Raw genomic sequence first — 25839 nt, forward strand, 5'->3', positions numbered from 1 at the left:
GCTCCGGAGAACGCAGGAGCCGGCAGGACCCCGTCCCGGCAACCGGCGTTAGGTATTGGTTTTTCAAGTGCAAGTAGTAAGCATCAGCAGCCTCAAAGGCGGTGTCGGCAAGACATCGGTGACCACCGGATTGGCGTCCGCGGCATTGGCCGCCGGCATCCCCACCCTCGTTGTCGACCTTGATCCGCACGCGGATGCCAGCACGGCCCTCGGCGTCCGGCCGGGAGACCAGCAGGATATCGGCCGGATGCTCAAGGCCCCCCGCCGGGCACGCCTGGCCGAGAACGTGGTCCCCAGCGGCTGGGTGGAACGGGCCCACGCCAACGGCGTCGTCCCCGGCTCCGCCGCACCCGTCCTGGATGTGGCCGTCGGCTCCGCCTACACGGGGATCTATGACCGCCCCGACCTGGGCCGCCGCGACCTGCGCCGGCTCTCCACCGTGCTGGCCGGTGCGCAGAACTATGAGCTGGTCCTGGTGGATTGCCCGCCCTCCCTGAACGGGCTCACCAGGATGGCCTGGTCCGCCAGCGACAAAGTCACGCTCGTGGCCGAGCCCGGGCTGTTCTCGGTCGCCGGCACGGAACGCACCATGCGCGCCATCCAGCTGTTCCGCCAGGAATTCGCCCCGAACCTCTCCCCCGCCGGGATCGTCGCCAACAGGGTGCGCACCGGCTCCGCGGAGCACACCTTCCGGCTTTCAGAGATGGAGGCCATGTTCGGCGGGCTGCTGCTTTCCCCGCACATCCCGGAGCAGGCCAATTGGCAGCAGATACAGGGCGCCGCGCACTCCATCCACCACTGGCCGGGGGAATCGGCGAAGAACGCCGCCGCCCTGTTCGATGCCCTGCTGGTGAACGTGCTGGACACGGACCGCCGGAAAGCCGGCGCCCGGGTCCGGGAGCGTGTCCACAGCTAAGCGGATGCGCCCGCCCCGGCGGGGCCGAAAGACGCCCGGCGGGCCCCCGAACGCTTCAACGGCGAAGGCCGCCTCCCCTTGGGAAGGCGGCCTTCGCCGTTCGTGGATTTGCTCGCGGGCCTGCAGCCTAGCCGATCTTGCGGGCGGCCCGGCGCTTGCTGAGTTCGTCGTCGGGAAATGTCTGGTCGCTGGCGTGCTCGCTGGGAAGGGCCGCGAGGCTGCCTTCCACTTCGCGCCAGACCCGGCCGACGGCGATGCCGAAGACACCCTGGCCGCCCTGGACGAGGTCGATGACTTCGTCCGCCGACGTGCACTCGTACACGCTGGCGCCGTCGCTCATAAGCGTGATCTGGGCAAGGTCCTCCACGCCGCGCTCCCTCAGGTGCTCGACGGCGGTGCGGATCTGCTGCAGGGAGACGCCGGTATCGAGGAGGCGCTTGACCACCTTGAGAACCAGGATGTCGCGGAAACCGTAGAGTCGCTGGGAACCGGAGCCGGCAGCGCCGCGGACGGCGGGCTCCACCAGACCGGTACGCGCCCAGTAGTCCAGCTGGCGGTACGTGATGCCGGCCGCTTTGCAGGCGGTAGGACCGCGGTAGCCCGCGTCCTCGTCCAGGACAGGGAGGTCCTCGGTGAACAGCAGGCCCTGGGCACCGCTAGCGGGCACGGCTACACCAGCCGTCGAGGGCTGCTTCAGCTCGCCTGCTTCGCCTTTAGGACTCACGTGGTTCCTCCTTGTCATGGCTCCCCTGCGGAAAATGCACCAACAACCGGTTACGCCTAGCTAAAACGAACCACAGGTGGATAAAATTCATCCGTGTAATTCTGCCGGGGCTGCACCTTCCAGTGTGACCTGAGCGGCTGTTGCATGCAATGGGAACTTGTACTTCTGACGTTAGGCCTGCCGGGGCCCAAGGTCAAAGACGTTCGGGGTATTGCCGGGGCGTGTCGAAACTTTCATCCTCGACTTTAAGCTTTGCGGGGCGCCAGCCCGCTCAACCGGCGAAGTCTTCAGGCTCGACGTCGTCGAGGAACTCGCGGAACCTGCGCAGCTCACCCTCTTCGTCGACGGCCGGCCCCGGATGGGTGTCTTCGCCCTCGTCGTGTTCGGTGATCCGGACTCCGGCCTCCTCCATCACGGCGTCGGCGCACCAGATCCGGCACTTGGCCCGGAGGCCGAGTGCCAGGGCATCGGAGGCGCGGGAGCTGACGGTGGTGCCGTTCTCGAACTGAAGCTGCCCGTAGAAAATGTTGTCCTCCACGGCCACGATGTTGACGCTGACGATGTTGTGCCCGAGGGACTCGACGACGTCGATCAGCAGGTCGTGCGTCATCGGGCGCGGCGGCACCACCCCCTGCTGGGCCAGGGCGATCGCGCTGGCCTCGGGCGTGCCGATCCAGATCGGCACGTGCCGCTCCCCGTGGATTTCCTTGAGCAGGACGAGCGGCTGGTTAGACGGCAGTTCGATCCGCACGCCTACAATTTCCACCTCAATCATCAGATGTCCATCCTCGAGATGCGGTCCTGAACCAACGCACGGTGCAGCGTCAGGCACAGTTCGCTGATCTCCCGGGCGGCTTCGGCGGCCCGGGCATGGGAAGCGGCGTCCTTGCGGGAGGTCAGGGTGGCCACCGCGCGCTCCACCAGTCCGAACTCCCGTTCGGCGGCGGCCTGGAAAGGCCGCAGGTGCCGCGGTTCCAGGCCGTGTTGCTCCAGTTGAACGCAGGCGCGGGCCACTTGGAGGGCGTTCTCATCGAATTTGCCGTTGACATGCCCGATCAGGCCGAAGCTCAGGAGCGATTCGACCAGCGGAACGCTCGCCCCGGACTCGGCCCGGAGCTGTTCCTCGCTGAGCCGGCGGACCCGGTTGTGCAGTTCGGAGGCCAGCTCCTCGGAAACAATCCGCGGCGATACCGTGACACCCGGGGGCAGGTTCTCGGGGCGTTCCCCGCGGTCGATCGCATCAAGGTAGTCCTTGATGACCTTCAGCGGCAGGTACTGGTCCCGTTGGAGGGACAGCACGAAGCGCAGACGCTCGACGTCGTTCTCGGCGTACTGCCGGTATCCGGCCGGGGTCCGCTGGGGGTTGATCAGACCCTTTTCCTCGAGGAACCGGATTTTTGACGCGGTCATGCTGGGGAAATCGTCGCTCAGTTGAGCCAGGACTTCCCCGATGTTCAGAACCTGGGGTCCGCGCCGTTCCGCTTGTGCCATGGCCACAGGCAGCTACCCCGGAATCAGACGTTGCCTGCTGCGCGGGCAGGGCTCAGATAGAAGGTAAGGCGGAACTTCCCGATCTGCACTTCGTTGCCGGACTTCAGCTCCACGCTGTCGACGCGGTCGTGGTTCACGTAGGTGCCGTTCAGGCTTCCGGTGTCCACCACTTCGAAGCTGCGCGCCGTGCGGCGGAACTCGACGTGACGGCGGGAAACCGTGACGTCGTCGAGGAAGATGTCGGCATCCGGGTGACGGCCCGCCGTCGTGACGTCCGAGTCCAGCAGGAAACGGGCGCCTGTGTTGGGTCCGCTGTGCGCCACCAGCAGGGCGGAGCCATACGGCAGCGCCTCCACGGCGGCCCGCTCCTCAGCCGAGAGTTTCGGGGCGACGGTGGGTTCGTCGCGGACCGGGGTGAGGTTGATCGACGTGGTCTCCGAAGCCTTCACTCCACCCGTGCCAAAACCGTCACCGGTGTTGTTGCGTTCGTGCCCAAACATTGATTCCTCCATTCGCTGCAGGTGTCCCCCCTGCAAACAACGCATGCCGTCCGGAAAAGCCTCGCAAATCCGGGATCCGGCCTTCCGGCGGGGCGTTGTTGGGCTGGTTTCCCAGCAGTTATCCCAACGCCCCGGCCCGAATGGCCTTTAGCTTTAGCCTACCTGTTGTTCGTACTCCGATGCACTGAGCAGTGACTCGATCGCGTCGGCCTCCGCGAGCTTGATTTCCATCAGCCAGCCCTCACCGTAGGGATCCGAGTTGATCAGGGCGGAATCGGTGTCCAGTGCCTCGTTCCGGGCCACCACTTCACCGGAGACCGGGGCGTAGATGTCGCTGACGCTCTTAGTGGACTCGACCTCGCCGATGACGTCGTTTGCCTTGATCGCGGTGCCGGCCTCCGGCATCTGCGCGTACACGACGTCCCCCAGCGCGTCCTGGGCAAAATCAGTGATACCCACGCGCACCACACCGTCGGCGTTCGGAGCGGAAACCCACTCGTGCTCTGCGGTGTAGGACAGCTCTTCGGGAATGATGCTCATGACGGGCCTTTCATCGGGTCAACCACCATTGTCTTCGGCGGCCAGCTGAACTGTCCGCCGCTGAAAGTATAGGCATATCCGGGCAGCCCGGGGAGGACTCTGGCATCATGAAGCGATGACCGAAAACGCCGAAATCGGCTAGGCAATGCCAGAGCTTCCGGAAGTGGCGGCCCTCGCGGACTTTCTGGACGCGCACCTGCGGGACGCCCTCGTCACAAAGGTCCAGATCGTCTCTTTCGCCGTGCTGAAAACCGCTGATCCGCCCTTCTCCGCGCTGGAGGGCCGGACAGTGACCGGCGTGCGCCGCTTCGGCAAATTCGTCAGCCTGGAAGCCGAGGGGCTGTTCTTTGTCTTCCACCTGGCGCGGGCCGGCTGGGTCCGCTTTACCGAAGCGCCCACCGATACCCCGCTGAAACCGGGCAAGGGCTACATCGCGGCGCGGCTGACATTTGCCGGCAGCTCCGGCCCGCTGGGCCTCGACCTGACCGAGGCCGGAACGAAAAAGAGCCTGGCGGTCTATGTAGTCCGGGCCCCCTCCGACGTTCCCGGAATCGCCGCACTGGGGCCCGATCCTTTCAGTGACGGGTTCGACGCCGACACCCTGGCGGGCATCCTCGCGGCCAGTGCGCACCAGATCAAGGGTGTGCTGCGGAGCCAAAGCGTGATGGCCGGCATCGGCAACGCCTACAGCGACGAGATCCTGCACGCGGCCGAGATATCGCCCTTCGCCCTGGCGAAGTCCTTGGACCGGGAGGCGGTCCAGCGGCTCTACGACGCCATCCACAGCGTGCTCGGGACGGCCCTCCGGGAAGCCGGCGGGAAGCCGCCCGCTGAACTCAAGGACACGAAGCGCAGCCACATGCGGGTCCACGGGCGGGCCGGTGAAGCGTGTCCGGTGTGCGGGGACACCGTCCGCGAGGTGTCGTTCGCTGATACGGCCCTGCAGTACTGTCCCGGCTGCCAGACGCAGGGCAAGATCCTGGCCGACCGCCGGACGTCCCGGTTCCTGAAATAAGCGTCGCGGCCCGGGTGTGTCCTATACCGCTGTCCTGAGAGCTGTGCCGGAGGGCCGCGCCGGGAAGCAGAAAACCCCGCCATTCCCTGAGAGGGAATGACGGGGTACTTTCTGTTGGTCGGGCTGACAGGATTTGAACCTGCGACCCCTTGACCCCCAGTCAAGTGCGCTACCAAGCTGCGCTACAGCCCGCTGGTTCCGCCGTTCTCCGCTCCCGATTCCATCCCCTGTGTCTCCAGAAGATTTCATCTGAGCAGTCCGGCCGAACCACCTTGAAAAGCTTACACGATCCCGGAGGGTGCCCGTGACACTTTTGGCCTGTCACGGGAACTTTTCCCCCGGCGGGCGGTCCGGAATTAGCGCTTCTTGCCGCGCTTTTCCCGTACACGCATGTTGACCTCGATCGGGGTGCCCTCGAATCCGAAGGTTTCACGGAGCCGGCGGGTGATGAAGCGGCGGTAGCCCGGGTCCAGGAATCCGGTGGTGAAGAGCACGAACTTCGGCGGACGGCTGGAGGCCTGGGTGCCGAAGAGGATGCGGGGCTGCTTGCCGCCGCGGACCGGGTGGGGGTGCGCCGCGACGAGTTCGCCAAGGAAGGCATTCAGCCGGCCCGTGGGGATGCGCTTGTCCCAGCTCTCCAGGGCGGTGTCCAGGGCAGGGACCAGCCTGTCCTTGTGCCAGCCGGTCAGCGCCGAAATGTTCACGCGCGGCGCCCACGCCACGTGGGCCAGGTCCTGCTCGATTTCGCGCTCCAGGTAGGTGCGGCGCTCGTCGTCCAGCAGATCCCACTTGTTGAACGCCAGGACCAGGGCACGGCCGGATTCGATGGCCAGCTGCAGGATGCGGACGTCCTGCTCGCTGAGCACCTCGTCCACCGCGAGAAGCACGACGGCGACCTCCGCCTTTTCAAGGGCGCTCTGCGTTCGCAGCGAGGCGTAGAAGTCGGCGCCCTGCGCCATGTGCTGGCGGCGGCGGATACCGGCGGTATCCACGAAACGCCAGGTGCGGCCGCCGAGCTCGATGAACTCATCCACCGGGTCACGGGTGGTGCCGGCGGTGTTGTCCACCACAACGCGTTCGGAGCCGGCCAGCTTGTTCAGGAGCGAGGACTTGCCGACGTTCGGACGCCCGATCAGGGCAATCCGGCGGGGACCGCCGGAACGCTCCAGGCCTTCGATGGTGGAGAACTCGGGCAGCGTGTCCATCACGTGGTCCAGGAGGTCGGCGACCCCGCGGCCGTGCAGAGCCGAGACCGGGTAGGGCTCGCCGAAACCGAGGCCCCAGAGGGTTGCCGAGTCGGCTTCCTGCGCGAAGTCGTCCACCTTGTTGGCCACCATGATGACCGGCTTCTTGGACCGGCGAAGCATCTTGACCACGGCTTCATCCGTGGCCGTCGCGCCGACGGCGGAGTCGACGACGAACAGCACGGCGTCGGCGAGTTCCACGGCCATCTCGGCCTGCTCGGCAACACGGGCGTGGATGCCGCGGGCATCGTGCTCCCAGCCGCCGGTGTCCACCACCGTGAAGTTCCGGCCGTTCCACGTGGCCGAGTACATCACGCGGTCACGCGTGACGCCGGGGGTGTCTTCCACCACGGCTTCGCGGCGGCCGAGGATTCGGTTCACCAGGGTGGACTTGCCCACGTTGGGCCGGCCGATGATCGCCAGGACGGGGTCAAGCTTGACCGGGCCGTCGAAATCCTCGTCATCGTACTCGCCGCTCAGGAGCGCGGCGTCGTCTTCATCCAGCTCGTAGTCGTCCAGGCCGGCCCGGAGGGAGGCCGCGCGGAGCTCGGCTTCCTCATCGTCCAGGGCGGCAAGGTGTTCGGCCACCTGGTCCGTGCCGGTGGGCGTGTATTCGTCTTCGCCGGCGCCAAACGGGCCGGAGGTTTGAGTCGTATCGCTCATTGCACTTTCCTTATGGGGTGATCTGCCGGCGTCCCGGCTGCTGCTTCATGACGTTCTTGCGGGGAATCCGCGTCGGGCAGGGGCTGCCCGGTTCTTTGGATCGAGTCCTGGACATGGCGGGCCAGCGCGGCGCGGATCTCGGTTCCGGCCCTGTCCATTGAAACACGCCCGGTCTCGCCGGGCCTGCGGCTGACGTTGAGGGCTCCGCCGAAGCTGACGTGCAAACGCCGGCGCAGCCGCGGAACGGCGTCGAGGTGTTCTCCGCCGGTCCGGGTGCCAAGGATGGCCACGGGGACCACGGTGGCACCGGAGTTCAGCGCGAGCCAGGCGACGCCCTTGTTGATGGCGGAGGCTTCGCCGCTCCCCCGCGTTCCTTCGGGAAGGATGCCGACGCACCGTCCGGCGTCCAGCACGCTCTTGGCCGTCAGGAGGGCCGCCCGGTCGCCCGTGCGGTCCACCGCCAGCTGGCCGGAGGCCCGGAGCACCCGGCCGAGGAAACCCTTAAACATCTCCTTCTTGACCAGGATGTGCATGGCACGCGGGGATGCCCCGAACATCACCGGTCCGTCCAGGAAGCTGATGTGGTTGCCGGCGAAGATCACCGGACCGGTGGCCGGGACGTTCGAGCGGCCGGTCACCGAGGTCCGGTACAGGACGTGGTTCAGGGTCCAGCCCACAGGCCGGCTCCAGAGCGTGGTCCAGCGGGCCGGCACCGTGGCGTCGGACGCTCCGGCAGGAGACATGTCGCGCCGCTGCCCGGCGTCAGTCACGGTTAAGGGCCTGATGGTTGATAACACCGTTCACGATGCTGAGCGCGGCGTCGACAGTCTCGGCGAAGTCGAGCTCCGAGGAGTCCAGCGTCACCACGCCGTCGGCGGCCCGGGTGAAGTTCACCACGGTCGAATCCTTCGCGTCGCGCTGGGTTACCTGCGCGGCGAGCTGTTCGGCGTTCTGGCTCCCGCCGAGCTGGATGCCCCGGCGGCGCAGCCGCGCCTCCTCGCTCGCCGTGAGCAGCATCCGCACTTCGGCATGGGGCGCGACGACGGTGGTGATGTCCCGGCCTTCGACCACCATGCGGCGGTGGTGCTTTTCGATCAGCTCGCGCTGCCGGCGGATCAGTTCGGTGCGGGCGCCGAGGGTGGTGGCGACGGCGCTGACGGCGGCGGAGATGGAGGGCTCCCGGATCGCGTGGGTGACGTCGGTGCCGCCGACACGGACGTATTCCTCCAGCGGGCTCGTGCTGATTTCCAGCGGGAGGTTCTCGGCGGCCGTTTCCACGGCGGCGCCGTCGTCCAGATTCGTGCCGCTGTCCAGGCAGTACCAGGTCAGGGCGCGGTACATGGCACCGGTGTCGAGGTAGGCCAGCTTGAGCCGGCGTGCCACCTCTTTGCTGACGCTGGACTTGCCTGATCCGGAGGGCCCGTCGATTGCGACGACAAGGCTTTTCCCGGGACGGAGGATGTCCACGGTTTCAATAAGTTCCTGGGTCATTACTGGAGTACCCGCCATCCGCGGTCATTGAGGGCTTCGATTAACATTTCGTGCTTGTTGGGCAGCACGGAGATTTCCACCATGCCCACGTTCTGTCCCGAGGAGTGGTCCAGCCGGAGGTCCTCGAGGTTGACGCCGATCTCGCCGATCTCCGTCAGGAGTTTGGCGATCTGCCCGGGTGTGTCGTCCACCAGGACGGTCAGCCAGGAGTACGCCTGCGGCGGTCCGCCGTGCTTGCCCGGGATGCGGGACTGCCCGGCGTTGCCTTCGCTGATCAGTTGTGCGAGGTCCAGCCGGGCGCCAGGCGCCGTCGGGTTCTCGAGCGTGCCGATGAGGCGGTTGAGGTCTTCGCGGACCCCGTGCAGGATTTCCACGACCTTGTCCGCGTTCGCCCCGAGGATCTGCACCCACAGGGTGGGGTCGCTCGCTGCGATCCGCGTGACGTCCCGCAGTCCGTTGCCGGCGAGGGACAGCGCATGCAGGGGTGTGCCCTGCAGCCGGCTGGCCACGAGTGAGGACACCACCTGGGGCAGGTGCGAGACGAGCGCCACCGCCTCGTCGTGTTCCTCGGCCCCGAACTCGGAGACGACGGCGCCGAGGTCCCCGGCCAGTGCGCGCGCTGCCTTGAGGGCCTGCGGAAGGGTCTCTTCCGAGGGGCACAGGACCCACGGCATCGAGGTGAACAGTTCGCCGCGGGCGGCGACGGGACCGGACTTTTCGCGGCCCGCCATCGGGTGGGTGCCCACGTACCGGCCGAGGTCGGCGCCGCGGGCCCGGAGCTCGGACTGGATGCCGGCCTTGACGCTGGCGATGTCCACGACGGTAGCCTCGGGGTAGTCCTTGAGGGCGCGTTCCACAACGTCCGCGGTGACATCCGGCGGTGCGGCGACCACTACGAGTTCCGGCTGCTCGCCGTCAAGGCGCGCCAAAGGCAGGCCGGCGCCGATGTCGACGGCGACAGCCTGGTTGGTGGGCGAAGGGTCGGAGAGGAAGACTGCCACTCCGCGGCCCCGCAGGCCCAGACCGATGCTGGTGCCAAGGAGCCCGGTCCCCACGACCACGACCGGGCCGTTGAGGTGGCCGCGGCCGTGGGTGCGAAAGGCGGACATGCCTACAGCCCTACGGATGCCAGCAGGTGGCCGACTTCCTGCTTGCCGAGGTTGCGGATGCTGCCCTGGCGCTGGTCGCCCAGGCCGATGGGCCCGACCTTCACGCGGACCAGGCGGAGCACCGGGAAACCGACGGCGTCAAACAGGCGGCGGACGATCCGGTTCTTGCCCGAGTGCAGCACGACCTCGATCAGCACGTGGCCCGGGGTGGAGTCAACGAGCCTGAAGGAGTCCACCGAAGCGATGCCGTCTTCGAGTTCCACGCCGGCCTTCAGCTCGGCGCCGATACCCTGCGGGAACGGGCCGCGGACCTGCACGAGGTAGGTCTTGGGCACTTCGTAGGACGGATGCGTCAGGCGGTTGGCGAGTTCGCCGTCGTTGGTCAGCAGCAGCAGTCCCTCGGTGGCGACGTCGAGGCGCCCGACGTGGAACAGGCGTTCGCCGTGGCTGTTGCGGACGAAGTCGCTGATGCACGGGCGGCCGTCCGGGTCTTCCATCGTGGAGACAACGCCCTTGGGCTTGTTGAACACCATGTAGACCATGTTCTCGTCCAGCTGGATGCGGAGACCGTCAACGTGGATCACGGCGGACTTGGGGTCCACGCGGACACCGAGCTCGGTGACCACCTGGCCGTCGACCTCAACCCGGCCCTCGGCGATCATTTCTTCGCAGACACGCCGTGAGGCGACGCCGGCCGATGCCATGACCTTCTGGAGGCGGATGCCGTCCTGGTCGTGCAGTTCGGACTGGGGAACCTCGGCGCGGGGGCCGCGCTTGCGGGCCGGCTTGCGCACGGGCCCGAGGCTCTGGCCGAAGCGTTCGCTGCCGAAGGCTCGGGAACCGGTGGCCTTGGCCGCCCCGGCGCCGATGCGCGGCTTGGGCTTGAGGGCCCCGGGCGTGCCGGGGGCCTTGCCGAAGCCAGGCTTGCGGGCGGCAGCCTTGCGGGCCGCTTCCTTGCCGGAGGGCGCCTTGGACTTCCAGTCCCCGGAGGCGGAGCGGCTTGCCGACGGCGCGCCGTCGGGTCCCTGCAGGTCCGGATCGATGAAGGCCTCTTCGCGGGGCTTGGGGTGCTTGAAGGGGCGGTCGCTGCCGCCCTTGTAGCCGGCTCCCCCGCCGCGGCTTCCGCCCTTGTAGTCGGCTCCGCCGCTGCGGCCTGCGCCGCCCTGGGCGCCGCCGCCGGAGCCCTGTGCGCCGCGGCCGGAGCCCTGTGCTTTGTTTTGTCCGGCACTGTTGCGTCCCGAACTGTTACGTGGTGAACCCTGGCGTCCCGCCTGTGTCATGACCCGTCCTTCGTTTGTTGTCCACGGCCACTGTCTCCCGACAGCACCCGCAGGCTGGGGCGAACAGCGCCCCGGTGGATACTCGTGTGCGGGTTGTTGCACCCGCACCAATTATGTCTACATTCTTCCTGCGTCGTAGTACTCTTCGATGCCTTCCAGCCCCGGAAGATGGGGTGAAAGTTGCGGTAGTTCCGCCACCGAGCCGATTCCCATTCTTTCGAGGAAATACGACGTCGTGCGGTACAGGATGGCCCCGGACTCCGGATCATTTCCTGAGTCCTCGATCAACCCCCGCTGCGTCAGCGTCCGCACGACAGAGTCAACGTTGACTCCTCGAATTGCAGACACCCGCGCCCTTGATACGGGCTGGCGGTAAGCGATGACGGCGAGCGTTTCGAGCGCCGCCTGCGTCAGCCTGGCTGTCTGTCCCTCCAGCACGAACTTGCCGACAATGTCGGCGAACTCCGCGCGTGAATAGATCCGCCAGCCTCCGGCGATATTCCGCAATTCAAAACCCCGGGGGGCGGCACGAAAGCCAGCAGTCTTGATAGCGAAACTGGCATCGTCCACATCCGGGGCATTAACAGTATAGCCGTTATACTCCCGCTGCAGTTCCGCAAGCAGGTCCTCGACGACGTCGACGGTCAGGTCCAACCCGGCGGCGAGCTCGGCCGCCGTCGCCGGCTGGTCGATCACCATCAGGACCGCCTCGAGGGCTGCCCGGGCGCTCCCGGGAAACTCACCGCCGCCGGGGAGGCTTCCGACGTCGGCCGGGCCTGTGGTGTCAGGACCGGTGATGCCGGGACCGGTGTCGGGTGCGGCGTCGGATGCTTCGTTCACGGCTGCTCCTCGTATTCTTCACTCAGGTTCGCGCTGCTCCAGGCTTCGCCGTCGGCGGTCCAGCGGACAGTCAGGTCCCCCAGCGGGAGCACCTGCTCAAAGCCCACTGCCTTGTCCCGGAACATCTCCAGCAGCGCCAGGAAGCGCGCCACAACGACGAGGGTGGATTCGGCGTCGGCGATCAATGCCCGGAAGGTCAGCGGTCCGGCAAGCTGCAGCCGGTGCCCCAGCAGTTCGGCCTGTTCCTTGACGCTGACGGGGGTGCCGTGCAGGTGGGCGAGGCCCACCTCGGTGGGTGCGGCCTCCTTGGGTTTGAGGGCGGCCTCGGCGAGGGCGGCGAACTGCTGCGGGGTGTGCCGCCACAGGAGCTCCGGCAGAAGTGCCGCGAAGTGGCCTTCCAGCGCGACCTGCCGGGGATACCGCGCGGCCTCGAGCTCGAGGGTGGAACCCATCATGCCCGCCACCTGCTTGAACGCCTTGTACTGCAGGAGCCGGGCGAAGAGGAGGTCACGGGCCTCCAGCAGGGCGATATCTTCCTCGTCCTCCACCTCGCCGGCCGGCAAGAGCCGGGCTGCCTTGAGGTCCAGCAGGGTGGCGGCGATGACGAGGAATTCGCTGGCCTCATCAAGAGCCCACTCCTCGCCCAGTTTCTGCAGGCCTTTGATGTATTTGATGAATTCGTCGGTGACGGTGGACAGCGCCACCTCGGTGATGTCCAGCTGGTGCTTGGAAATCAGGCCGAGCAGGAGATCGAAGGGGCCGGTGAAGTTGGCAAGCCGGACCTCGAATCCGGGTTTTTTCGCGGGCGGCGACGACTCCGGCTGCGCTGTGGGGGTCCCTGTAACCGTCACGGTCCTGGCTAGGGCGCGCCGCCGCGCGAAATGAGCTCTTTGGCCAGGTTGCGGTAGGCGTCGGCGCCGATGTGGTTGCCGGCGTAGCTGGTGATGGGCTCGGCCGCGACGCTGGCATCAGCGAACTTGATGGACCGCTTGATCACGGTCTCGAAGACCTTGTCGCCGAAGGCCTCCACCAGTCGGGAGATCACTTCGCGGCTGTGCAGGGTGCGGGCGTCGTACATCGTGGCCAGGACGCCGTCGACCTGGAGCCGGGGGTTCAGCCGGTCCTGGACCTTGTCGATGGTCTCCACCAGCAGCGCGACGGCGCGCAGGGCGAAGAACTCGCAGATGAGCGGGATGATGACGCCGTGGGCGGCGGTCAGCGCATTGACGGTGAGCAGGCCGAGGGAGGGCTGGCAGTCGATCAGGACGACGTCGTAATCGTCCTCGACTTTCTTGAGGGCGCGGTCCAGCACCTGCTCGCGGGCAACCTCGTTGACGAGCTGGACTTCCGCGGCGGAGAGGTCGATGTTGGCCGGGAGCAGGTCCACGTTCTCGACGCCGGTCTTGTGGATGGCGTCGCGGATGTTCACCTTGCGGTCCATCAGCACGTTGTAGACCGTGAGGTCCAGTTCGTGGGGATTGATGCCGAGGCCTGCGGAGAGCGCGCCCTGGGGGTCGAAATCGACGAGGAGCACCCGGCGGCCGTATTCGGCCAGCGCGGCAGCCAGGTTAATGGTGGAGGTGGTTTTACCCACTCCGCCCTTCTGGTTGACCATGGCGATGACCCGCGCGGGGCCGTGGGATGACAGCGGCGCGGGCTCCGGAAAGTCGCGTTGAGGGCGCCCGGTGGGGCCCATAACGGCGTCTTCCAGATCGAGTTCGGTGCCTTCCAGAGTTGCTGAACCCTGTTCGCTGCTCACGTATCTATCCACACTTTCGATGACGGTGATGGTGGTGCTTGATATTCTGCCTGCGTGATTTCTCTGCCTGCTTTGATCTACCTGCTTTTTGATCTGCGCTGAACCTCCAGCGCAGATCTTATTCCTCCCAAGGTTACAGCGCCCGACACGGTATTCCGCGGACCTTGACAGCGGCCAATATTTGAGCCTCAACCTTCTGGTAGAAGTCGAAGGTTGCCATGCGGGCACGAGAAACCGCCCGGACCCTTGGGGGCGTCCGGGCGGTTTGTCTTGGGCCGTCCTGCGAATCAGGCGTTCGCCAGGACCGGTCGGGCCGGCTCGGTGGCAGCCTCGGGGGCTGTCTCGTGCACACCATGTCCGGCGATCATCGTCTGCTCGTCGAAGGGTTCGCTGCCCGCGAGGACCCGCTCCACGCGTCCGCCGTCGATCTCCTTGACCCAGGTGCCGATCAGCACGGTGGCGACGGCGTTTCCGGTGAAGTTGGTCAGGGCGCGGGCCTCGGACATAAAGCGGTCGATTCCGACGATCATGCCGACTCCGCCGAGCAGTTCCGGCTTGTGGGCCTGGAGTCCGGCAGCGAGGGTGGCCAGTCCGGCGCCGGTGACACCGGCAGCGCCCTTGGAGGCAATGATCATGAAGATCAGCAACGACACCTGAGCGCCGAGGTCCAGCGGCGTGCCCATGGCGTTGGCGACGAACAGGGACGCCATGGTCAGGTAGATGGCGGTGCCGTCAAGGTTGAAGGAGTAGCCGGTGGGGACAGTGACGCCGACGACCGGCTTGGACACGCCCAGGTGTTCCATCTTCGCAATCAGGCGCGGCAGGGCGGCCTCGGAGGATGAGGTGGAGAAGATCAGCAGGTACTCGCGGCCCAGGTACTTCATCAGCCGGAAGATGTTGACGCCGGCGACGATCTTGAGGAGGCCGCCCAGGATCACCACGATGAACAGGGCGCAGGTGACGTAGAACGCACCCATCAGGGTGGCCATGCTGAGGATGGCCTGCATGCCGGTGGCACCGACGACGGCGGCAATCGCACCGAACGCTCCGATCGGGGCCAGCCACATGATCATGACCAGGATGCGGAAGACGAGGGCCTGGCCGTAGCCGACGGCCTTGAGGATCGGGGCGCCCTGCGGGCCCATCTGCTGGAGGGCGAAGCCCACCAAGAGCGCGGCGAGCAGGGTCGGCAGGACCGGGATGTCGCCGGGGATGATACCCAGCAGGAAGTCGACGGTGCTGTCCGTGGCGGCCTTCTTGCTCGGATCGTAGGGGGCCAGCTTGAGGCCCTCGCCCGGGTGGATCAGGTTGCCGACCACGAGGCCGATGGCCAGCGCGAAGGTGGACATGACCATGAAGTAGCCCAGTGCCAGCCCGCCGACCTTGCCGACAGTGGCCGCCTTGGCGATCGAACCGATGCCCAGCACGATGGTGCAGAAGATGACCGGGCCGATCATCATCTTGATGAGTTTGATGAACCCGTCACCGAGGGGCTTCAGGGATTTGGCGAACTCGGGGAAGAGCAGCCCCACCAGTGCGCCGAGGATGACGGCGGCGATGACCGCGATGTACAGGTAATGGGACTTGTCGAGCCCCTTGCGCTTTTTGACCGGCGCCGCGGCCAGTGCCGCTGACTCTCCTCGTTGAGAGGCCATGGTGTTCTCCTTAGTAGGCTGGAAGTCGGCGGCCCAGGCTGTGGGCCTGTCGCGTCCGTTCTGCGTGTTCCACCATCATTGGGGATGGAGTGACGCGCATCACCCTTGCGTTCATATTGGTCATGGAAGGTGTTGATGATCCACCGCTGGAGCATCGCCCGACGGCTGTTTGTGGCCCATCTGCTGTTCATGCTGGCCCTGACCGCCATCGTCGGCACGGCCACGTTCGTTGACGCCCGCGACCAGGCCTATGACGAGGCCGGCCGGCGGATGGCCGCCGTCGCGACCACCATGGCGGACAACCCGCTTGTACTGGACGCGGCCGGCGCCGCGAATCCCACGCCCCTCCTGCAGCCGTACGCCCTGAAGGTCATGGCGGACGCGGACGCGGACTTCATCACGATCATGGCGCCGGACCGCACCCGGTGGACCCATCCCAAGGACGAGGAACTCGGCAAGCCCTACATCGGGTCCATCGACGCCGCCCTGGACGGCCAGGTCTTCACGGAGATCACGGCCGGCACCCTGGGCCCCTCCGTCCGCACCATTGCCCCGGTCAAGGACGCGGACGGCACGGTGCGGGCCCTCGTCGCGGCCGGGGTAACGGTCCGCACGGTGGACATCGCCGTCTCCGGCAGGCTGCCGGCGCTGCTGGCCATCGGGCTGGCCCTGCTTGCGGGCGGATCGGCGGCGTCCTGGCTGCTGGGACGGTACCTCCGGCAGGTCACCCGGGGCTGGGGTCCGGAGCAGCTCGCCCAGCTCTTCGCCTATTACGAATCGGTCCTCCACTCGGTCCGCGAAGGCGTCATCCTGATCGATCCCAAGGGCAAGGTGGTGATGTACAACGACCAGGCCGCCGAACTGCTGGGCCTCGCTCCCCGCACGTCTGACGGCGGAGATCCGGCTGCCGGCCGCGACGGTACGGCGGCCGACGGCGGCCGGCAGGAGGCGCCGTCGCTCGCGGACCTCCCGCTGGCCCCCAGCCTCAGGGAGCTGTTCGAGTCGGGCCGGACCGCGCTCGACGAGATCCACCTGACGGGCTCGCGGATCCTCGTGGTGAACCAGGGACCCGCCGTCGGGCCCGGCTCCGCCGCCGGACGCACCGGCGCGGCCGTCTACGGGACCGTCGCCACGATCCGCGACCGCACGGAAATCGAGTCCCTCGGCAGCGAACTGGAGACCATGCGCACGCTCTCCGATGCCCTGCGCGCCCAGACCCACGAGCACGCCAACCGGCTGCATACGATCGTCTCCCTGATGGAACTGGGACGGGGCACGGAAGCCCTGGACTTCGCCACCCAGGACCTTGAGCTCAGCCAGCGGCTGACCGATGACCTGGTGAGCTCCATCGAGGAGCCGGTGCTGGGCGCCCTCATCATGGGCAAGGCGGCCGAGGCCCACGAGCGGGGCGTCGAGTTGACCCTCAACACCGGCGGGAACGGGCACGGGCCCGCTCCAGTGACCGGGCTGGCGGTGCAGGACCTTGTGGCCATCCTGGGCAACCTCCTGGACAACGCGATCGACGCCGCGGCCGAGGCACCCGCGCCGCGACTCGTGGAGCTCACGGTGGAACCTGCCCCCGGCGCCCTGGAGATCACGGTGGAGGACAGCGGGCCGGGGATCGATCCGCAGGCCGTGGATGACATCTTCCGGCACGGCTTCAGCACCAAATCTCCGGGACCGTTCGGGCGGGGCCTTGGCCTGGCACTGGTCCGCCAGGCGGTGCAGCGGCTCGGCGGTACCATGACAATCACCAGCCCGGCCGGAGCACTGTTCCGGGTCACGCTGCCAACGTCGCCGGCGGGGTTAACGGCCGCACCACCGGCGACATCACTGACCACCGAGGGACAGCAATGAGTGACATCCGTGTACTCGTCGTCGAAGACGAGCCCATCGCCGCGGCAGCCCACGCCGCCTACATCGGCCGGCTGGAGGGATTCACGTTGGCCGGTTCGGCCCCCGACGGTCAGTCCGCGCTCCGGCTGATGACGGACTTCGCGGCGGCGGGCACGCCGGTGGAGCTGGTTCTGCTGGACATGAACCTGCCGGATCTGCACGGGCTGGACATCGCGCGGCGGATGCGGGCCGCCGGGCTGTTCGCGGACATCATCGCCATCACGGCCGTCCGGGAACTGAATATTGTCCGCAGCGCGGTGGCCACCGGGGTGGTCCAGTACCTGATCAAGCCGTTCACCTTCGCGACGTTCGCGGACAAGCTCGCCAGCTACCGGCTCTTCCGGGAGCAGCTGGCCTCCCCCGCCGCCGGCCAGGCCGGCCCCGGTGCGTCCCAGAGCGATGTGGACCAGGCCTTCGCGAGCCTGCGGGCGCCCTCCGAGCTGCCGCTGCCCAAGGGGCTGGCCGCGTCCACGCTGGATTCGGTGCAGGACTTCATGAAGCAACAGTCCGGGGCCGTATCTGCCAGCGAGGTCATGGATGCCCTGGGCATGTCCCGGGTCACCGCCCGGCGCTACCTGGAATACCTCGCCGACGCCGGCACGGTGTCCCGGACGGCACGCTACGGCGCGCCCGGCCGGCCGGAGAACGAATACCGCTGGAGGCGAAACTAAACGGACGCACCTTCCTCGGTATCGACGGACACCGCCACATCAACTGCCTCTCATTTGCAGGACTCGCCTGCACAGCGTCCCGCGTGTTTCCAAAGGTTGTGCAGGGCAGTATTGAGCGTTGAATTTTCAGTACTTCCCTGCACGCTTCGCACCGCTCGCTCAGTGCTCCTGTGCACAATGACTCCTAGGGGCGCATGGCTTCGGCCGCCCTGCGTTGCCCGCGTTCAATTGCCCGGTTCACAGTGGAGCGACCGACGCTAAACAGCTCGGCCAGCTCTGCCTTGCTCTAGTGTCCTGCGGCGTGCAGTTCGAGGAGGTGGTTTTCCTGTTTGACGGTGAGTTTCGGCTGTTTCCCTCGTAGCCGGCCCTTGGCCTTGGCAACCTTCATTCCTTCACGGGTGCGCATGCGGATGAGGTCGGCTTCGAACTCGGAGATCATCGCCAACACGTTGAACAGCAGCTTGCCCATCGGGTCAACTGGGTCATGGACGGAGCCCCCAATGCTGAGTTTTGATTCCGCGGTTAGCGAGGTTATCTGCAATTCGTGGGCATCCCGGACGGAACGGGCCAAACGGTCCAGTTTCGTGACGACGAACGTATCTCCCGCCCGGCACGCGGCCAGGGCTTCGCGAAGTCCGGCGCGGTTCTTATTTGTGCCAGTAAAGCCGTGGTCAACATAACTTCGATCGAGCTCAACGCCGAGGGCAGCCAGGGCATCCCGCTGCGCAGTGAGGTCTTGCGTCTCGGTGGACACTCGCGCGTAGCCGACCAGTATTTCAGACATGGAAAAAGTGTGTCATATCATGCCCCGTCACCGGTCGCTTCACCGGACAGGTCTTACGGGACGCCGATGGACCGCAGCTCGCAATGGTGCAGTTCAGCGGTGTGTGCGACCGGTGGAGAACCGGCTAACGGGCCAGCCGCTGATGTCGTTAACCGGCCGGCTAGCGTTGGCGCTGGTTCATCGGGTTGTCCCTGGTTGGGCCATCGACGCGTCGTGGAGGTTTGCTACTCAGCGCTACTTGGCGGCCGACTTCATGCTGAGTTCGTCAGCCTCTTCCTCCGTAACGATTCCGACGAGCTCGGCAATCTTCACGACGATGTCTTCCATGGGCTCTTCGGCCGTGCTGAATCCACCACGCGACGCGAGTGTCGGGGTGACCTGGTCGAGCTCCTCGAACGTTACCCCGTGCATGACTGGTACTAAGAGGCTCCGGCGCAGCAGAGCGCTGAGCTCGTTGCTCGCAATGCTGCGGTCTGTACGCAGCTTGTCGAGCATGGCGGGCGTCACCAGCACGATCCCCATGCGCGAACTCACCAATCCACGGTCGATGGCTACTCGCATGTCCGTGCCAGGTCTCAGGCTCACTTCACTGAACCACACAGACACGTTTTCTCCGAGAAGCAACTCGTAAACGTCATTCGCGGCTGCTTGACGGTCGGGCCAGGCATGACAGAGGAACACGTCATTCGCCTGAGTCCGTAAGACCGTCGCGGCGCGGACAGACTCTAGATCGCGCACCTGCTGCTCCGTGTACGAGGCAGTCGACCCGCTGGGCTGCCAAGTCGGGCGGGCGACACCACGTCCCCGCCCCCGCTACTGCCCGACAGGCTCCCGCTCCTACGCACAGGCGCGGCCGGTGTGGGGTAGGAGGGGTACGACCGAGACGGCGAGTATGACGAACGCCCATAGCCGGACGAGCATGCAGGGCAGTTAGCCCGACCGCTTGCAGTGCGGTGGCCATCTCTTGGAGCTGTGCATTGAGCCATGCGCTGATGGTACTGCAGACCTACGACACCGAGTGCAGCAATCGCCCCGTCGGTGCCCGCAAGCCGATCGGGTTGCGGGTGCGCCGGCGTGCAGCTGAGCAGCCCGTTGGCTGTGCTTCAGTGCGCGCGGCGATCCCGTCCCCCGTAGAGTTGGGCACCAGCCTGTAGCAGACACTCGCTTCAAGGAGACTCATGCCAGAGAGCCCTCGCGTCGAACGACTCGAAGTAAGCGTCGGAGGGCTTTCCCGACGCCAACTCATAGACAGCCTGAGTTCGCGTGGCATCCTGGTCAACGGTCACGCGGAAACCCTGATCGAGGACGTCATCTTCGACGACCAGGCATCTCGTCCTGTGGTGGTCACGGAGCGGACGGTCGCCGAACTAGGGCTTCCCAGTGGGGCGACGCTTACTCAGATCTTCGAGGTTGCACAGCAACAGGGCTTGTTCCTGTGCCCAGTGGATACTGCACCCTATTTGCGCATGGCTCTGAACCAGCAGGTCGCGTCTCGCGACACAGTGATGTCTTCGGGTGGCGCACCCGATGGCGGCCTCACAGTGGCCGCCGAAGCGCTTAGCAAGGACGACGAGTATCCGAAAGGCTTCTATCTTCGCGTGGTAGACGGTCAAGCGTGGCTGCGCGGCTACCGATGCGACGACGAGCACACTTGGTCCCCCGATGACCGGTTCATCTTTCAGCTTCCGCCGCCGCCCGCTCTAACTCAGCCCGGTGCCGTATGACTGAGCATTTACCGTCCTGGCCGACCACACCACCGACCCACGATTCAGTCGTTTTGCGCGAGTTCACTGACGACGACGTACATCTGGCCTTCGAGCTTGGGGACGATCCTTACATCCCTCTCATTGGTAGCCTTCCCGCACTCCCAACAAAACAGCAGGCCCTGGAGTGGATCCACCGGCAGCGCGGCCGGTTCACCGAAGGAAAAGGGCTGTCCTTCGCCATCGCCGATGCCGAGTCGTACAACGCCGTCGGTGCCATCGGACTGTGGCTTCAGAATATGCCGGCCGGCCGCGCGACGATCGGCTACTCGGTTGCCCCCGCGCACCGCGGCCGCGGGATCGCCAGCAGCGCGTTGAAGGCACTGACCGCGTTCACTTGGACCATCCCCACTCTGCACCGGATCGAGCTGTACATCGAGCCGTGGAACAGCAACTCAAGCCGTGTTGCCGAGGCGTCTGGTTTCCAGCGTGAGGGCCTGCTCCGCAGCCACCAGGAGATTGGTGGCACCCGGCGCGACATGCTGCTCTACGCGACAACGCGACCTTGACCGCATCTTGGCTGTTGGTGTTCGTTTCTGCTCAGCCGGAGTGTCGCAGCAGAGTCCGCTTCGTAATCGTGAGGCGTCCCGCAGAGGGTTAGCGGACAGGTAGTTCCGCGCGGATAGCGTCGGCGATTCGGGAAACTACATCCTCCGCCGCTAGTCGAGACGTGTCGATGACGAGGTCAGCTTCTTTGATCATCCATTTCCGGGCTGCTGCATACTTTTCGAGGTGATCCAGTCTCCATTGTCTGCCGGACAACTCGACCTGGTCGTTCTCAATTCGATTTCGGAGGGTAGCCTCGTCCGCGTCCAGCACTATGTGGACCACTTGATCGTCCAGTTCACTGAAACTCGCTTTCAGTTCTGCCCAATAGTCCTGCCGCAACACGGTCTGGACCGCCACCAGGTGTTGTCCGGTATGCCGACGAATTTCGAAAGCTGTAGCTGGAACCAGAGCCCGCCAGGCCGGCAGATCCTGAAAATCGCTGAAGGCTTGGTCCTTCAGACTGTGCATAAGCATGTAGCCGACAGCTTCGGGGTCAAACAGCCGCAGACCAGGCTGCGTTTCCACCAGTGCCTGGCCGGCAGTTGTTTTTCCCACCCCGAAGGTTCCGTTGATCCAAATCATCATGTCGCCGACGATATCTTCACCCACACGAGATCGGCGGGTGACAAAGCTCGTGTCCGAGAATAGATGGTTAGGGCGCCCGTTCAGGGTTCCCCCTACGCACATGTAGTGGGTCGTGCAGACGAGTGTGGACATTCCCAACCCACAATGCGTCCCCGGTCCCGGAGAGTCTCAGTTTTGCTGTTCGCGACTTTTCCTCATTGATATTACTTCCCACGTCTGGCCACCCACTGGGGTACGCATGACAACGTCACGTCCCTGAAAGCCAAGCGACTCGTAGAGTCTCCGCGCAGGCCCGTTTTGGGCGTACACGCCCAAAGTCAGTTCGGATACTGACTTGGCCGCGAAGGCTGCGGCCGCTAACCGCTCCATCAGCTGCCGCCCCAACCCCTCTCCCCGCCGACCTGGATCGACAATGACAAAGCCCAGGCGGCACGCACGCGCATCATCGAGGAGAAGGGAACCGTGACCGACAATCGCCCCGCTGCTTTCGTCAATCGCCGTCCAGTACTGGCGGTTGACATTGGTCAGGTACCTTTCCAATTGGGGTCGGTCCAGCGGCCACGAGAACGTAGGTCCTGACCACATCACCATGGATGCCTCGTCTGGAATCCAGCTCAGGAAGACATCCAGGTCTGCGACTGCCGTGGGCTTTAGCAACATTCCTGCATTCTAGGCATGGGCGCTATCGGACCATGATTGTGTAGCGTCCTACTTTCCCTCGGCTCGTCGTGACGACCCCGTCAAGAACTCCGCCGCAGCGTTCTATGGTCTTCACCGAGGGGACGTTATCCACAAAGCAGGACAGCAGAACTCGATTCATACCGCGGGCCTTGGCCACGCCGAGCATGTCACGGAGTGCCTTAGCGGCAAGCCCGCGTCCTCTGGCGGACGGCCGGAGTCCGTAGCCTACGTGTCCCAAGACGTCCAGGTCCCGGGCTGATTCGTGACGCAGAGCGATTCCCCCGAGTACTTCGCCGTCCTCGAAGATCCAACGGAAGGTGGCCCCGTCGTCTCCAGCTGACGACTCCTTGGCGGAGAGCCGATCGACGAACGCGCGGAATCCCTCTGAAGAACGAACATCGTCGGTGTCCAGCAGGCCGAAACCATCCTCGTGGAGGCCGTCGCCCCATTCCTCGTGCGCTTCTCGCCACGCCGCATACAGGCCAACCGAAGGGCGGACGAGCAGAGACATAGTCTAACGCTACCGTCCACGAGCGCCCCGTAGAGGGATCGGCTAACGAAAACCCAGAGCCAAGGGCTATGTTTGCCCGATGAAGAGCGGCGCGGAGAGGCCTCAAGAAAGACGATTCAAAATTGTCGGGATAATCGGAGTCGTTCTCATCCCGTTTATCGGTGCTCTCGTCAGCATCGCAACTGGTTGGTCTCCTTGGATAACGTATGGAATCCCTTTACTTGTCTTATTCCTGGTTACTCTCCTGCTGGCACGCGCTGTGCGGCGCGAGGGAGGCAGATCCGCAAACGCAGAGTCGGGGAATAGCCCAGAATGAGACCGTTGAGCGCGTTCCCCAACTGGATCTCAATGCGGGACGATGATCGGTCTAGGATTCAGCTAGGCAGCATGAGGGGGTGCTGTTATGGCGGAAGGAACGGCGTTCGTGCGGGTGATTCGTAATGCGAAGCGGGTGTCTGTCGTTGGTGGTGGGGTTTTAGTCATTGCGGGTGGCCTTGGCCTGTGGCGAACTGCGGTGCTGTTGAACGAGCCTGAACCGGGCAGAGTCGCAGCATTGACTGGAATGCTTGCTGTCGTGGCCTTTATCCGAGGTTTCGTCATTCTGTTTTGGGACCGCCGATCAACCCCCAGTGCTCTGATGCGGCCGCAGGCGGCAGATGCCCTTGTAGCGATTTTGCCTGTAATCGTGGTCGTGTCTTTCGTCGTGGCTCTCCGGGAAATCGGAGATCCCGCCAGTCCCGCCCTGTGGTTGTTTATCCTGGTTCTTGCCTCGGCGACCATTTCAGTGAGGCCGGCAAAAACTGCTTCGCTCTTAGAGATTCCGCCGCTTCGCTCGATGAAGTTGTTGGACTGGGTGCGAATCCAGAGCTTCGGTACAGGAACTCTTTTCATTGCAGTCTGGTTTTCGGTGCTGTACTTAACTTCCCCACTAAGTGTGGATACTTGGACGCCAAGGGTTATCACGACCGCACTCGTTCAAGCCGGGGTAAGCATCTGGCGGATGCTGGAACAACACCACGTGGGCAAGACAGGGCCGCGTCTAACTGGCATGCAGATCATCTGGTTGCGAGCCATCCACGTAAATCAAGGACACGCCGCTGCCGTTAGGGAACTACGAATGATGCAACCCAGGATCGGAACAGCCCACGCCGAGAGGGTCATTGAAAACCTTTACCGGTCTGAGGAGAAATAGTGGATGCAGCGTAGCTGATCCAGGCAGCAACAGTAGTGAACCTGTGCCTCCCGCCATCCGTTTCGGCACTGGCAACTGTATGGTGCTTCTTTCGGGCACTATTGGCACTTGTTAAGGCTCACCGCCAGAGGATCAATCGAAACGTCGTTCTGAAAGAGATGACCGCCCAGATGCTTGTCTCAGGGGCCACAACGGCGTGGTCTCGCCTCTACAAGGAGGGTCGCGGAATCTCGCCGGAGCACTTCACGTTCGCTGACGTCGGCTCCATTAAAGCTATGGGGTTCTTCTATATGGTGATCGGGGTTTTCTGGTTCGGTGGCTCCCTCTTCGCCCGGTGATGGAGAGTTTCGCTCAACTATGCCCGCGGGCGGATCCTCTACCGGACCCGACGAGGGTGGCTAGTAGCAAGTGCCGAGACGGTCTGGCTGGGGTGCCTGCCCAATCCCGAGCAGGGCAACGGCAGGTAACACCACTTTTCCACCGCTAGTCATGGGCGCGACAAGGCGCAAGTATTCGTGCCGCATTGTGGACTGCATCGACGGCGACTGACTGGTTACGATTTTGCCGATTCCTCCCACGCCGCCGGCCGGGCCCGCCCACAAATCCTCAGCATCGATAGCGAAATCCCAAGCAAGAGTCTCCGTCTGCACCTCGTCCAGACCTGCACCCACAAGCAATTCATTCAATCCCTGTTCGGTACGGTCAAAGTCCTTATCCTCTGGCAGTCTCTGCTGGCCTGGGGCAGCTGCCCCGCTGGCTTCCACTACGTCTGACCAGAGCCTATTTATGGCAGAGAGTTCAGAGGGCCACATCGTCACAGCGACGACGCCGCCCGGTCGGCAGACTCGCTTGAGGTCAGCCACAGCGGCACGAGGGTCGTCGACGTGATTGACGACGAAGTTTGCCACAACTGCATCAAAAGTATCTGGGGCGAGGGGCAAGTTCGGTACCCCACCTAAGAGCAGTTCTGCATGAGGTGCCGTTGCGCGGGCTAAGGCGAGCATCTCGGCATCAGGATCGATGCCGGTCACCTCTGCACCTCGATCGATTGCACGGGCCGTGAGGTTACCGGTTCCACACCCAACATCCGCCAAACGGCAACCTGCGGATCTGCCTAATACGGCTTCTGTCGCGTCCAGCAACGGCACGATTGCCCCGGCGCATAAGTGCGCAAAGCTCTGTGAGTATGGGCGGCCAACGCCGGCCCAGTTGCTGGTGCCCCGTTGGTCCGTACCAATGGTCGTCAAGTGATATCCGCCCCCAAGACTAGTCATCCATTCCTCAGGCCAAGTCTGGGCCAACACGGCTGAGACTCTTGCTCACGCCTTGCACCGGCGCGTCGCCGGGCAACAACACGCCCGCTAGAGGATCCCCAAACGGATTGGGGGTGTCGTGAATAGCGCTGGATGCTTGTTGACGCCAGGTCAGGGTCCTACTAATGAAGAACAACCTGGTAAAGGTTGTGGTCCTGCCATTTCCCCGCAATTTCCAAGTACTGTGGAGCCATCCCAATCTGCCGGAAGCCCGCCTTTAACAGCACCCGTTGCGAACCAGCATTGTGCAGGAGTGTGCTCGCCTCTATGCGGTGCAGCCCAAGTACGTCACGTGCCGTTTCGACGATCGTCTGGACGGCAGCGGATACCAGACCACGGCCCGCGTAAGCGCCATCTACCCAGTAACCCAGCCCTGCACTTTGGAACGGTCCACGCACGATGCCGGCCAAGTTGAATCTGCCGACAAGGGCGTCGCCAGCAAACAATCCCAAGGGGAACCCTTCCCCGGAATCAGCCGCAACAAGGCGCCTCGCAATATCCGCGGCCTGCCACCCTTCGGTGTAGTACTCCTCGGGACGCACCGGCTCCCAGGAAGAAAGGTACTCACGGTTGCGCACATACGCAGCGGCAAGCGCTGACGCATCACTCGAATGCAATGTGCGCATACTGACATTTTCACTGAGCTGACGCGGTTCAAACACCAGTC

General features: G+C 64.9%; 27 protein-coding genes, 1 tRNA gene and 1 pseudogene. 7 read left to right on the plus strand and 22 right to left on the minus strand.

Annotation, left to right across the window (positions count from 1 at the left end; genetic code table 11):
* Positions 1-67 precede the first annotated feature (67 nt).
* Entirely contained in the window at positions 68-916 is an 849-nt protein-coding gene (locus tag FS787_RS15190) for a ParA family protein (protein WP_144673632.1), read from the plus strand.
* A 127-nt stretch (positions 917-1043) separates the two neighbouring features.
* Here FS787_RS15190 and FS787_RS15195 read toward each other — a convergent pair whose 3' ends face one another.
* The 5 genes from FS787_RS15195 to gcvH form a co-directional block, all read right to left on the minus strand.
* Positions 1044-1640, minus strand: coding sequence for a MerR family transcriptional regulator (locus FS787_RS15195; protein WP_144673634.1), 597 nt, complete (start codon positions 1638-1640; stop codon positions 1044-1046).
* 271 nt (positions 1641-1911) lie between these two features.
* The gene (locus tag FS787_RS15200) at positions 1912-2415 is read right to left on the minus strand and encodes a bifunctional nuclease family protein (RefSeq protein WP_144673636.1); all 504 of its coding nucleotides are present in this window, start codon (positions 2413-2415) and stop codon (positions 1912-1914) included.
* Complete coding sequence (locus tag FS787_RS15205) at positions 2415-3131, minus strand: MerR family transcriptional regulator (protein ID WP_144673638.1); 717 nt, start codon at positions 3129-3131, stop codon at positions 2415-2417. Before FS787_RS15205 ends, FS787_RS15200 begins: the two co-directional genes overlap by 1 nt.
* 23 nt (positions 3132-3154) lie before the next feature.
* Complete coding sequence (locus FS787_RS15210) at positions 3155-3631, minus strand: FHA domain-containing protein (protein WP_144673640.1); 477 nt, start codon at positions 3629-3631, stop codon at positions 3155-3157.
* A 153-nt stretch (positions 3632-3784) separates the two neighbouring features.
* A complete protein-coding gene (gene gcvH, locus FS787_RS15215; protein WP_056431139.1) occupies positions 3785-4171 on the minus strand; it encodes a glycine cleavage system protein GcvH in 387 nt (128 codons plus the stop codon).
* 145 nt (positions 4172-4316) lie between these two features.
* Between gcvH and FS787_RS15220 the strand changes: the two genes are divergently transcribed.
* Positions 4317-5186 (plus strand): Fpg/Nei family DNA glycosylase, encoded by an 870-nt coding sequence (locus tag FS787_RS15220; protein WP_144673642.1) that lies wholly within the window; start codon positions 4317-4319, stop codon positions 5184-5186.
* A 115-nt stretch (positions 5187-5301) separates the two neighbouring features.
* Here the strand turns inward: FS787_RS15220 and FS787_RS15225 are convergent.
* The 10 genes from FS787_RS15225 to FS787_RS15270 form a co-directional block, all read right to left on the minus strand.
* Positions 5302-5378 (minus strand) — tRNA-Pro (locus FS787_RS15225).
* A 164-nt stretch (positions 5379-5542) separates the two neighbouring features.
* Positions 5543-7093, minus strand: a complete 1551-nt coding sequence (gene der / locus FS787_RS15230; RefSeq protein ID WP_144673644.1) for a ribosome biogenesis GTPase Der — start codon at positions 7091-7093, stop codon at positions 5543-5545.
* A complete protein-coding gene (locus tag FS787_RS15235) occupies positions 7090-7770 on the minus strand; it encodes a 1-acyl-sn-glycerol-3-phosphate acyltransferase (RefSeq protein ID WP_144673745.1) in 681 nt (226 codons plus the stop codon). Before FS787_RS15235 ends, der begins: the two co-directional genes overlap by 4 nt.
* 85 nt (positions 7771-7855) lie before the next feature.
* On the minus strand, positions 7856-8584 hold the full coding sequence (gene cmk / locus FS787_RS15240; protein ID WP_144673646.1) for a (d)CMP kinase: 729 nt from the start codon (positions 8582-8584) through the stop codon (positions 7856-7858).
* Complete coding sequence (locus FS787_RS15245) at positions 8584-9693, minus strand: prephenate dehydrogenase (RefSeq protein ID WP_144673648.1); 1110 nt, start codon at positions 9691-9693, stop codon at positions 8584-8586. The genes cmk and FS787_RS15245 overlap by 1 nt, the downstream gene beginning before the upstream one ends.
* 2 nt (positions 9694-9695) lie before the next feature.
* Complete coding sequence (locus tag FS787_RS15250; protein WP_144673650.1) at positions 9696-10973, minus strand: pseudouridine synthase; 1278 nt, start codon at positions 10971-10973, stop codon at positions 9696-9698.
* A gap of 117 nt (positions 10974-11090) precedes the next feature.
* Entirely contained in the window at positions 11091-11813 is a 723-nt protein-coding gene (locus FS787_RS15255) for an SMC-Scp complex subunit ScpB (RefSeq protein ID WP_395940357.1), read from the minus strand.
* Entirely contained in the window at positions 11810-12664 is an 855-nt protein-coding gene (locus tag FS787_RS15260; protein WP_144673652.1) for a ScpA family protein, read from the minus strand. Before FS787_RS15260 ends, FS787_RS15255 begins: the two co-directional genes overlap by 4 nt.
* Positions 12665-12672: 8 nt before the next feature.
* Positions 12673-13572 (minus strand): ParA family protein, encoded by a 900-nt coding sequence (locus FS787_RS15265; RefSeq protein ID WP_144673654.1) that lies wholly within the window; start codon positions 13570-13572, stop codon positions 12673-12675.
* A 287-nt stretch (positions 13573-13859) separates the two neighbouring features.
* The gene (locus FS787_RS15270; RefSeq protein WP_144673656.1) at positions 13860-15227 is read right to left on the minus strand and encodes a cation:dicarboxylate symporter family transporter; all 1368 of its coding nucleotides are present in this window, start codon (positions 15225-15227) and stop codon (positions 13860-13862) included.
* A 135-nt stretch (positions 15228-15362) separates the two neighbouring features.
* On the opposite strand from FS787_RS15270, the gene FS787_RS15275 reads away from it, so the two are divergent.
* Both FS787_RS15275 and FS787_RS15280 read left to right on the plus strand, forming a co-directional pair.
* Positions 15363-17084: a sensor histidine kinase gene (locus tag FS787_RS15275; protein WP_144673658.1), complete on the plus strand. Its 1722-nt coding sequence runs from the start codon at positions 15363-15365 to the stop codon at positions 17082-17084.
* Positions 17081-17794: a response regulator gene (locus FS787_RS15280; RefSeq protein ID WP_144673660.1), complete on the plus strand. Its 714-nt coding sequence runs from the start codon at positions 17081-17083 to the stop codon at positions 17792-17794. The genes FS787_RS15275 and FS787_RS15280 overlap by 4 nt, the downstream gene beginning before the upstream one ends.
* 184 nt (positions 17795-17978) lie before the next feature.
* Here the strand turns inward: FS787_RS15280 and FS787_RS15285 are convergent.
* Together FS787_RS15285 and FS787_RS15290 are read right to left on the minus strand one after the other, a co-directional pair.
* Positions 17979-18578: pseudogene (locus FS787_RS15285) on the minus strand (recombinase family protein).
* Positions 18579-18812: 234 nt separating this feature from the next.
* On the minus strand, positions 18813-19316 hold the full coding sequence (locus tag FS787_RS15290; protein WP_222124077.1) for a toll/interleukin-1 receptor domain-containing protein: 504 nt from the start codon (positions 19314-19316) through the stop codon (positions 18813-18815).
* Between the two features lie 440 nt (positions 19317-19756).
* Here FS787_RS15290 and FS787_RS15295 point away from each other — a divergent pair, with 440 nt between their 5' ends.
* Together FS787_RS15295 and FS787_RS15300 are read left to right on the plus strand one after the other, a co-directional pair.
* Positions 19757-20302, plus strand: coding sequence for a hypothetical protein (locus FS787_RS15295; RefSeq protein ID WP_144673662.1), 546 nt, complete (start codon positions 19757-19759; stop codon positions 20300-20302).
* Between the two features lie 53 nt (positions 20303-20355).
* Positions 20356-20850: a GNAT family N-acetyltransferase gene (locus FS787_RS15300; RefSeq protein ID WP_260982579.1), complete on the plus strand. Its 495-nt coding sequence runs from the start codon at positions 20356-20358 to the stop codon at positions 20848-20850.
* 88 nt (positions 20851-20938) lie between these two features.
* Here the strand turns inward: FS787_RS15300 and FS787_RS15305 are convergent, their stop codons facing one another.
* Genes FS787_RS15305 through FS787_RS15315 form a run of 3 tightly spaced genes read right to left on the minus strand, consistent with a single transcriptional unit; the run spans position 20939 to position 22667 of the window.
* Complete coding sequence (locus FS787_RS15305; protein WP_222124078.1) at positions 20939-21607, minus strand: AAA family ATPase; 669 nt, start codon at positions 21605-21607, stop codon at positions 20939-20941.
* 36 nt (positions 21608-21643) lie between these two features.
* Complete coding sequence (locus FS787_RS15310; RefSeq protein WP_144673666.1) at positions 21644-22135, minus strand: GNAT family N-acetyltransferase; 492 nt, start codon at positions 22133-22135, stop codon at positions 21644-21646.
* Between the two features lie 22 nt (positions 22136-22157).
* Positions 22158-22667, minus strand: a complete 510-nt coding sequence (locus tag FS787_RS15315) for a GNAT family N-acetyltransferase (RefSeq protein WP_144673668.1) — start codon at positions 22665-22667, stop codon at positions 22158-22160.
* A 403-nt stretch (positions 22668-23070) separates the two neighbouring features.
* Here FS787_RS15315 and FS787_RS15320 point away from each other — a divergent pair, with 403 nt between their 5' ends.
* Positions 23071-23859 (plus strand): hypothetical protein, encoded by a 789-nt coding sequence (locus FS787_RS15320; RefSeq protein WP_144673670.1) that lies wholly within the window; start codon positions 23071-23073, stop codon positions 23857-23859.
* A 398-nt stretch (positions 23860-24257) separates the two neighbouring features.
* On the opposite strand, the gene FS787_RS15325 is transcribed toward FS787_RS15320, so the two are convergent.
* Together FS787_RS15325 and FS787_RS15330 are read right to left on the minus strand one after the other, a co-directional pair.
* Positions 24258-25133 (minus strand): class I SAM-dependent methyltransferase, encoded by an 876-nt coding sequence (locus tag FS787_RS15325; RefSeq protein ID WP_144673672.1) that lies wholly within the window; start codon positions 25131-25133, stop codon positions 24258-24260.
* Between the two features lie 161 nt (positions 25134-25294).
* Positions 25295-25834, minus strand: coding sequence for a GNAT family N-acetyltransferase (locus tag FS787_RS15330; protein WP_313959659.1), 540 nt, complete (start codon positions 25832-25834; stop codon positions 25295-25297).
* Between the last annotated feature and the right edge of the window lie 5 nt (positions 25835-25839).

This window comes from Arthrobacter sp. U41 (assembly GCF_007679325.1).
In the GTDB taxonomy this organism is placed as follows: Bacteria; Actinomycetota; Actinomycetes; order Actinomycetales; family Micrococcaceae; genus Arthrobacter.

What these genes read in the sequence shown, in the direction of transcription:
- FS787_RS15310 (WP_144673666.1), bottom strand. Translation starts at nt 22,135, where the DNA reads ATGTTGCTAAAGCCCACGGCAGTCGCAGACCTGGATGTCTTCCTGAGC.
- FS787_RS15315 (WP_144673668.1), bottom strand. Translation starts at nt 22,667, where the DNA reads ATGTCTCTGCTCGTCCGCCCTTCGGTTGGCCTGTATGCGGCGTGGCGA.
- FS787_RS15325 (WP_144673672.1), bottom strand. Translation starts at nt 25,133, where the DNA reads ATGACTAGTCTTGGGGGCGGATATCACTTGACGACCATTGGTACGGAC.
- FS787_RS15295 (WP_144673662.1), top strand. Translation starts at nt 19,757, where the DNA reads ATGCCAGAGAGCCCTCGCGTCGAACGACTCGAAGTAAGCGTCGGAGGG.
- der (WP_144673644.1), bottom strand. Translation starts at nt 7,093, where the DNA reads ATGAGCGATACGACTCAAACCTCCGGCCCGTTTGGCGCCGGCGAAGAC.
- FS787_RS15245 (WP_144673648.1), bottom strand. Translation starts at nt 9,693, where the DNA reads ATGTCCGCCTTTCGCACCCACGGCCGCGGCCACCTCAACGGCCCGGTC.
- FS787_RS15200 (WP_144673636.1), bottom strand. Translation starts at nt 2,415, where the DNA reads ATGATTGAGGTGGAAATTGTAGGCGTGCGGATCGAACTGCCGTCTAAC.
- gcvH (WP_056431139.1), bottom strand. Translation starts at nt 4,171, where the DNA reads ATGAGCATCATTCCCGAAGAGCTGTCCTACACCGCAGAGCACGAGTGG.
- FS787_RS15320 (WP_144673670.1), top strand. Translation starts at nt 23,071, where the DNA reads ATGGCGGAAGGAACGGCGTTCGTGCGGGTGATTCGTAATGCGAAGCGG.
- FS787_RS15250 (WP_144673650.1), bottom strand. Translation starts at nt 10,973, where the DNA reads ATGACACAGGCGGGACGCCAGGGTTCACCACGTAACAGTTCGGGACGC.
- FS787_RS15210 (WP_144673640.1), bottom strand. Translation starts at nt 3,631, where the DNA reads ATGTTTGGGCACGAACGCAACAACACCGGTGACGGTTTTGGCACGGGT.
- FS787_RS15305 (WP_222124078.1), bottom strand. Translation starts at nt 21,607, where the DNA reads ATGTCCACACTCGTCTGCACGACCCACTACATGTGCGTAGGGGGAACC.
- FS787_RS15275 (WP_144673658.1), top strand. Translation starts at nt 15,363, where the DNA reads ATGATCCACCGCTGGAGCATCGCCCGACGGCTGTTTGTGGCCCATCTG.
- FS787_RS15205 (WP_144673638.1), bottom strand. Translation starts at nt 3,131, where the DNA reads ATGGCACAAGCGGAACGGCGCGGACCCCAGGTTCTGAACATCGGGGAA.
- FS787_RS15270 (WP_144673656.1), bottom strand. Translation starts at nt 15,227, where the DNA reads ATGGCCTCTCAACGAGGAGAGTCAGCGGCACTGGCCGCGGCGCCGGTC.
- FS787_RS15220 (WP_144673642.1), top strand. Translation starts at nt 4,317, where the DNA reads ATGCCAGAGCTTCCGGAAGTGGCGGCCCTCGCGGACTTTCTGGACGCG.
- FS787_RS15280 (WP_144673660.1), top strand. Translation starts at nt 17,081, where the DNA reads ATGAGTGACATCCGTGTACTCGTCGTCGAAGACGAGCCCATCGCCGCG.
- cmk (WP_144673646.1), bottom strand. Translation starts at nt 8,584, where the DNA reads ATGACCCAGGAACTTATTGAAACCGTGGACATCCTCCGTCCCGGGAAA.